Annotated in this window: 7 protein-coding genes; 2 read left to right on the top strand and 5 right to left on the bottom strand. The window is 37.9% G+C overall.

The features are described from left to right. Positions 1–24: 24 nt before the first annotated feature. The 5 genes from RQ763_RS07690 to RQ763_RS07710 form a co-directional block, all read right to left on the bottom strand. Complete coding sequence (locus RQ763_RS07690; RefSeq protein ID WP_314152167.1) at positions 25–1,716, bottom strand: efflux RND transporter permease subunit; 1,692 nt, start codon at positions 1,714–1,716, stop codon at positions 25–27. Next, positions 1,709–3,298, bottom strand: a complete 1,590-nt coding sequence (locus tag RQ763_RS07695) for an efflux RND transporter permease subunit (RefSeq protein WP_314152168.1) — start codon at positions 3,296–3,298, stop codon at positions 1,709–1,711. Before RQ763_RS07695 ends, RQ763_RS07690 begins: the two co-directional genes overlap by 8 nt. A gap of 9 nt (positions 3,299–3,307) precedes the next feature. Beyond that, on the bottom strand, positions 3,308–4,102 hold the full coding sequence (locus tag RQ763_RS07700; RefSeq protein WP_314152169.1) for an efflux RND transporter periplasmic adaptor subunit: 795 nt from the start codon (positions 4,100–4,102) through the stop codon (positions 3,308–3,310). Next, positions 4,099–5,466 carry a TolC family protein gene (locus tag RQ763_RS07705; RefSeq protein ID WP_314152171.1) on the bottom strand — a complete coding sequence of 456 codons (1,368 nt, stop codon included), beginning with the start codon at positions 5,464–5,466 and terminating at the stop codon, positions 4,099–4,101. Before RQ763_RS07705 ends, RQ763_RS07700 begins: the two co-directional genes overlap by 4 nt. Positions 5,467–5,560: 94 nt before the next feature. Further along, entirely contained in the window at positions 5,561–6,517 is a 957-nt protein-coding gene (locus tag RQ763_RS07710) for an HD-GYP domain-containing protein (RefSeq protein WP_314152172.1), read from the bottom strand. 90 nt (positions 6,518–6,607) lie between these two features. On the opposite strand from RQ763_RS07710, the gene RQ763_RS07715 reads away from it, so the two are divergent. Both RQ763_RS07715 and RQ763_RS07720 read left to right on the top strand, forming a co-directional pair. Then, positions 6,608–6,928, top strand: a complete 321-nt coding sequence (locus tag RQ763_RS07715) for a hypothetical protein (RefSeq protein WP_314152173.1) — start codon at positions 6,608–6,610, stop codon at positions 6,926–6,928. Next, positions 6,928–7,423, top strand: a 496-nt coding sequence (locus RQ763_RS07720) for a type III pantothenate kinase (RefSeq protein ID WP_314152174.1), incomplete at its 3' end; no start/stop codon positions are given. The genes RQ763_RS07715 and RQ763_RS07720, both read left to right, overlap by 1 nt.

Here is a 7,423-nt window from a genome sequence, read left to right on the forward strand (position 1 = left end):
CACATCGTTAAGATGTGTGAGAAATTACTCCCCTTTATTCAAATCAAAATGTCTCTCTAAATCAGCTCTGTATAAAAGTATCGGCACTACCATCAATGAAGCTATAACCGCCGCAACAGTTCCAAATATAAGAGCAACACCAAGACCTCCAAATACCGCATCTCCAGCTAATAAAGTTGATGCGAGTATTATCGCCGCAGCTGTAAGAAAAATCGGTTTTGCGCGGGTTGCCGTTGCGTAAGCGATAGCTTCAGCCTTTTGCATGCCATTTTCCTTCATTAGCGAAGCCGTAAAATCAATCAGAAGCAGAGAGTTTCTTGAGCTTATCCCGATAAGCGCGATAAAACCTATGAGAGAAGTAGCGGTTAAGAAGAAAGTATCTGCAGTAAATAGATCCATAATCCAGTGACCGACAATGACTCCGATGATTGAGAGGAATGAACCTAAGAGGATTATGCCGCTAAGCGTATAGCTTTTATAGTAGACAACCATCAGCAAAAAGATAAGAACCAAAGCGGCAATAAACGCGGCACCAAGCTCTACAAAGGTGTCTAGTGTTACTTCCATCTCTCCGTCCCAGATCAGCTTATAGACATTTTGAGAGCTTTTGTCAGTCAGTTTAAGGTTGAATAGACCTGTTTTCTCAATCTCATACCTGTCGCTAAATGTATCTAAAATAGTATCTCTTGCCCCCATAAGCGGATAGACCTGTGAAACCATATCCGTCTCCGCCATAACGTTTGTCATCTGGTGCAGATTTTTGCTCATAATCATTGGGTTTGATTTTTTAGGCACAATGGTTACGAGTTCCGTAATTGGCGTCATCATTCCCATCTGATTCATAAGTTTCAAAGAGGATAGTTTTGCTTTGATGGCATTAACGTCTTTTGATGAGAATTTTTTAGACTCAAGACTAAGCGATAAATAGATAGGAATCTGATCGTTTGCAATATCTGAATTTTTTACCGCAATCTGCATCCCCTCAAATGCAAGATAGAGTATGTCGTTGAGCTGTTTTACATTGATGCCGGAGAGTGAAACTTTTGTGCTCTCAACCTCTACCTCAAAAGTGTCGTAGATCTCATCTTGCATAACCTCAATATCTACAAGACCTTTAGTCTTTTTAAACACCTCTGCGATTCTGTTTGATAGCTCTCTGATTCCCTCTGCATCATCTCCATATATCTCTGCTACAATAGCTGCTAAAACAGGAGGCCCTGCGGGTGGTTCAACAAAAGTGATGGTTGTTTTGTCATAGATAGAAGAGCAGCTTTTTTGGATGTCGGGTCTCATTCTTTGAACCATAAAGTATGAGGGTTCTTCTCTGTGATGTTTTTCGGAGAGATTTACTACGATTTCTGCCACATTTTCTGAGTTTTTAAAGTGTGAACCTTTGATAAGACCGGCAAAATCAAGAGGTGCGCCCATCCCTAAAAATATCTCAAAATCTTCAACCTCTTTCTCTTGTTTTATAAAATCGGCTACGCACTCAGTTATCCTTCTTGTCTGCTCAATCGAACTTCCCTCAGGCAGAGTTGTGTAGATGGTAAATGTATCATTGTTTTTCCCAGGAAGCATCTTTGCTAAAACCATTTTGCTAGGTGCTATCATTAAGACCGAGAGAATAAAAGCTATTAAAGTTGCAAAAAGAATCAAGTTTCTTTGAAGGGGGCTCTGTATTCCGTTAAATACCGCATCTTGAAATTTTTTAAACATGCTTCTTCTCCTCAGAGTGAAAATCCGGTTTTTTCAGCATTCTAGTCGCTAAATAGGGTGTAAAGATATATGCAACAAAGAGAGATGCAATAAGTGCCACTGGAACATTCGCAGGAATAGGCTTCATAAACTGCCCCATCATCTGCCCAACAAACGCCATTGGTACCATAGTCATAATAATAGCCAGTGTCGCTATATTTGTCGGCGGTCCGATCTCATCGGTAGCTTTGATCATAATATCATCAATGCTCTCATGTTGAGCCTCTTTTGAGTGAAGGTGTCTATGAATATTCTCTATTACTATAATGGCCGCATCGACTAATAGTCCAAGCGAGAGTAAAAATGCAAAGAGCGTTATCCTGTTTATGGTCTGTCCGCTTAAGTAGGCAACAAAAAGCGTGATTGCCAGAATCGCAGGAACCGTAAAGGTTACAATGAGAGACTCCCTCCATCCAAGCACTAAGATAAGCAAGATGGCGATGATTACAATGGACAAAAGAAGGTGGTACACAAGTTCGTTAACCGCTTTGTTTGCTCTTTGTCCGTCGTTTCTAGTAATTACATACCCGATACCGTTCTTGTGAAAAAACTCTTTTGAGTTCTCAAGCTCGCTTTTTACCGCATCTGCAATTATTACCGCATTTGTACCCTGAAGTTTTGAAACACTGAGCGTTACCTGGTTTAGAAGAGGAGAGAATTCTCCGTTCTCACTCTTTTTGCTAATGGTCGCAGATTTAAAGTTTTGTATATTATGTGAGAGCACCACTTTTGCAACCTGTCTTAGATACACGGGCGAGTTCATGTGGGTAGCAATGATTATATTGCCTACATCTTCTGCGCTCTCTATTGCATTTTTGACACCAAGCATAATTATCTCATTCTCTTTTGTTCTGTTTTTTACTGCCGGAACACTGTATGAAAGAGATTGGACTCCTAGAACAATCTGTCCCATGGAGATGTTATAGCCTGAGAGTTTATTTAGGTCTACTTCGATATTAAACTGCTGTTTATCGCCGCCTTTTACTTCGGTAACCGCCACATTCGCCAGTCCATTGATACGGTGTTGAATCTCTTTTACTCTGTCGTAGAGCTCGGTTCTGCTCATCTGTTTGTCTTTTGAGTAAAAAGCAACCGATACAATCGGTATGTCTACATCTATGTCAAGCGGCTTGATTATAGGATTCATAGCGCCTTGGGGAAACATATCTGCATTTTGCATTATCTTGTCATAGACTTTTAGGTTTGAGTCCTCTTTTTTCTCCCCGATATAAAATGCCGCGTTTACAATACCTACGTTATCCATCGCCATTGAGGAGATGTTCTCAACACCTTTTACCTCTTTTAGTTTTCTCTCTAATGGTTTTACAATGACTTTTTGTATCTCCGCCGCACTGGCTCCAGGAAGTGCCACAATGACCGTTGAACCGCTTACAACCATCTGAGGATTCTCTTCGCGAGGCATGATGTTGAGCGATAGATAGCCGATGGCGAGCAAAAAAATACCAAGAACAATAGTGAGAGGATTTCTTAAAAACCCCGCGGCAAGTCGTCCTGCAATATCTGTCGGTTTATAGCTGTTCATGCTTTCTCCCTACTCTATAACTATGGTAGCATACATGCCGGGATAGATGGATTTGTAAACATTTTTAAAAGAGATCTTGATTTTAAATGAGTGTGTCATAGGGTTTGAGCTCGGTATGATTGCACTTATTGTGCCAATGGTTTTTATGTTTCGTGAGGGAATGTTTATTACAACTTTTTTCCCCTCTTGTATGAGGCTTAGATTGTCTTCGCTTATCTCTGCAGATATTTTAAGGTCTGAGAGATCAGATAGCTCAAGTGCAGGCATACCCGGCATCGCCATCTCACCTACATTGACATTTTTGCTAACTATTACCCCATCGTTTGGTGCAGTAATATTTAGGTATCGGTACTGGTTTTTTACCTCTTCACGTTGCGCTTGCGCTTGAGCCACCTGCTTTTTTGAGATAATTATCATATGTGCAAGGTTCTCTTCTGCAAGTGCGAGATTCTCAACCTCAAATTTTGAGACCATATCTTTTTCCAGTAGTCTCCTATGTCTCTCAAGGTTTAGCTTAACGTTCGTGTATTGATTTTGATACATCTGAAGACTGAGCTGTGCCTGAGAGATTGCAAGCTCTACTTGAATAAGAGCCGAATCTATCTCTTTGGAATCAATAGTATAGAGCAGGTCTCCCTTTTTTACTTCATCGCCTTCTGAGACTTTAACGTCTGTAACAAAGCCCATAAAACGGCTTGTAATCATCTTTTTGTTATCACTAATTACAGCGCCTGAGAGTGTAATTCCCTCAGCCATAAGTGAGGCTGCTATGCCTAAAAGTAGTAGTAGTAGTGGTTTTTTCATCTATTCTCTCCGTTTGCTAATTTTTCAAGTGCGAAAACTCTCTCGTTTCTTTGGTTGATTGTCTGCTGCAGTTGAAGCGTTTTTTGTATCTCTTCAGACTGCTTGATGATGACATCGCTCATGGAAGCAAGCTTTTCTCTATATCTTGCTTCGTAGTTTTTATATATCTCTTGAGCCAATAAAAGCTCTTTTTTAAGAGACTCTATATCTTTTTCAAGACTCTTTATCTCCGTTATTATCTTTTGCGCTGCAAGTTCAATACCGCTGTTTGCAAGGGCTACTTCTGTTTTTGTTTTTAGAAAGTCAAGTCTTGATTTTTCGATATTTGCACTATCTGCGCCGCCGTTAAATATGTTCCATGTAAGCCTTGCTCCAACTGTATACGACTGATGATCGCTTGCCTCGCCTAAAAATGTATCATCTGCGGTTGCAACTTCTGCAAAAGCTCCTACTATTGGATAGTAAGAAGATTTTGATGCGTCAATCATACTCTCTTTTATGGCTAAACCCGTATTTGCTTTTTGAATATCCAGATTATTGTTTATAATATCGCTGTTGGATATAGAGGGAGTTTTTATCTCCAATGAGGGTGTTTGAATGGATGATACTTTTTGGTTTAGCAAAAAACTTATATAGTGATATAGAAGTTCTTTGTTTGATTCCATCTGCAATATAAGTCTCTCAACATTGCCTTTTTTTGCTTTTACTTCAAGAAGATCTACTTTTTTTGCATATCCGACTTCAATCATCTCATATGTCATAGCTTCAAGCGTTTCTATATTTGATAGAATAACATTTAGGTTTGAGATAGACTCCTCAAGCAGTGCCATGTCATAAAAACTCTTCCTTGTTTCATATATCTTTTCATTTATTATTTGAGACTTTTCAAGTTTTTTGATTTTTGTAACGGAGTTCATAATTTCTTCATAGCTTGATATTTTAAAACCTGTAAAGAGAGGCACTTCATACTTTAGCTTGCTTTGGAAGTAGTTTCTATCATCGGGGTAGTTTAGGTCATGTGGAGGAGTTGTGTAATCCTCAATGCCCACTTTAAAATTATCCATAAACTCTTTAGCCCCAAAATCTCCAAAATTTGCTTCTCGCGAGCTTAGTTTAAACCCAAATACATTTCCCGCATCATCGCTCCTTGCAAAATCTTGAATAAAATCAAGTTTACCGTAGTGGTTTGCCGAAGCAGCTTTGGCATCTTGCAAGGCACTCTCTATATCCAGCTGGGCACTTTTTATCTCTAAATTTTGAGACTTTAATATCTCTAGTGCACTCTCAAGATTTAATGATTGCGAGGCATTTAAAAGGGAGCCGCTGATTGTTGCTATGAACATAAAAGTAAGTATTTTTTTCATACATATCCTTAAATCTGTTTAATTAAGTGAAGATTATAACATATATATATTTTGATTATAATAAAATATATAAAACTTAATAATTATAACTTTTTTATAGAAGTTTTAGTGCTAAATGAAGGTAAGGCTGGTTAAATCTATTTACCATATCAGAATCTTTCATCATCATCTTAAGTGCATCAAATGAGGAGTAGTGCGCTCTGTAGGGTCTGTTGTTTGTAAGAGCGTCAAATACGTCACAGACCGACAAAATAGATGCAAAATCGCTAATCTCACCCTTTGTCTGTTTGTCTGGATACCCCAGACCGTCATATCGCTCGTGGTGATGCATAACGGCATCTATAATATATGGGTCATGTATTTTGTTCTGTTTTAGTATCTCAACGCTGTACTGGCTGTGCTTTCTAACAATCATGGTCTCTTGGTGCGTCAATTCGCTGTTTTTATTTATAATATTTTTATCTATCTTTTTAATTCCGACATCATGCAAAAGAGCGGCAGAACCGAGCTTTAAGAGCTGTTCATCGCTGAATTTAAGTGTATATCCCAGAGTTAAAGCATAGATGGCAACGTGCAGAGAGTGATTTTCGAGCATGTAATTATTTATCATATATGGCATTGTATTTTTTATAAATACATCATCATATTTTAGAAGATAAATAATAGCATCGATTATTAGCTCAACACACCCAAGATGTATTCTGTTCTCTTTGTTTACCATGAAAATTTCAAAAAGCTGGTTGTTTACTTCGTAGAGTAGCTTGAGCCTTTTTTTATGCTCATCTTTATTATATTTTATATAGTGTTTTAGAGTTTCACATGAGAGTATCTGCTTATCTTCATCTTTTTTGTTTATATAAAGTGTAACCTGCTTTTTCAACCTGTCATATAAAGCTTGAGTGAGAGCCGTACCTGCTTCAATTATGACAATATAGTCTCTCTCTTTTTTTATAAAAATATCAAAAAGTGTAACAGCCCCCACAGCAAGTGCATCAATATCTAGCAGAGTGTATGATTTTGCGTAATTTAGTTTGCTTTTTATAATTTTCATTTTCGAATTATAGCAAAGATTTTTTGGAGTTATACTTTATGGCTAAAGCAATATTTTGATAGAATACATTTTTTAGATAAAGGCGAAGTTATGCAGAGCGTAGTTGATTCTCTTAGAAAAAAAGGGAAGATTTATAAGAAAATGCAAGAGATTGCACCAAGAGATTTGGGTGTTAGAAACAAAATAAAAATATTTAAAGCTACCGATATTACCGGATATTTTTGGGCAATTTTTGCGATAACACAAAAGAGCAAGCTCCTTATGAAAGATGTCTATAAATTTGAGGAGATATACGCAAAATTGGTTATTTTTTATGGGCATAACTTCAAACACAAAATTATCTTTATAGATGCGCCTATCTGCTCAAAAGCAAAAGAGGCGCTTCTGGTGCAAGGCTGGAAGATTCAATAATGCTTCTTTGCGATATAGGAAATACAACCTACCACTTTTTTGAGCAGGGGCATAGTTATAAAAAAGATGCAAAACTTTTTGATCCCTCATCCATAAAAAAGCAGGTCTATTATATCTGCGTAAATAAGCAGGTAAAAGAGCTTTTAGAGCCTCTTGAAAACTGGATTGACCTCTCAGAGTATGTAGATAGAAAAAACTACTACGATACGATGGGAATCGACAGAATAATGGCATGTGAGGCGATAGAAGAGGGTGTAATAGTCGATGCCGGAAGTGCCGTTACTGTAGATGTGGTAAAAGATGGGAAATTTGAGGGCGGTTTTATCTACCCTGGGCTCAGAGCTATGAGCAAGTGCTATAAAAATATATCGGATGCGCTCGGCTACTCATTTAACTTTGAGCTTGATTTGGATAAAATGCCGAAAAATTCACGTGATGCTATTAGCTACGGATATATAAAACTGCTTCAAAGCGAAGTAAAATCATATAAGATGG

This window comes from Sulfurimonas sp., assembly GCF_032250635.1.
GTDB lineage: Bacteria > Campylobacterota > Campylobacteria > Campylobacterales > Sulfurimonadaceae > Sulfurimonas.

Excerpts from the sequence above, each read along its gene's own strand:
- RQ763_RS07710 (WP_314152172.1), bottom strand. The coding sequence starts at position 6,517 with ATGAAAATTATAAAAAGCAAACTAAATTACGCAAAATCATACACTCTG.
- RQ763_RS07705 (WP_314152171.1), bottom strand. The coding sequence starts at position 5,466 with ATGAAAAAAATACTTACTTTTATGTTCATAGCAACAATCAGCGGCTCC.
- RQ763_RS07690 (WP_314152167.1), bottom strand. The coding sequence starts at position 1,716 with ATGTTTAAAAAATTTCAAGATGCGGTATTTAACGGAATACAGAGCCCC.
- RQ763_RS07715 (WP_314152173.1), top strand. The coding sequence starts at position 6,608 with ATGCAGAGCGTAGTTGATTCTCTTAGAAAAAAAGGGAAGATTTATAAG.
- RQ763_RS07695 (WP_314152168.1), bottom strand. The coding sequence starts at position 3,298 with ATGAACAGCTATAAACCGACAGATATTGCAGGACGACTTGCCGCGGGG.
- RQ763_RS07700 (WP_314152169.1), bottom strand. The coding sequence starts at position 4,102 with ATGAAAAAACCACTACTACTACTACTTTTAGGCATAGCAGCCTCACTT.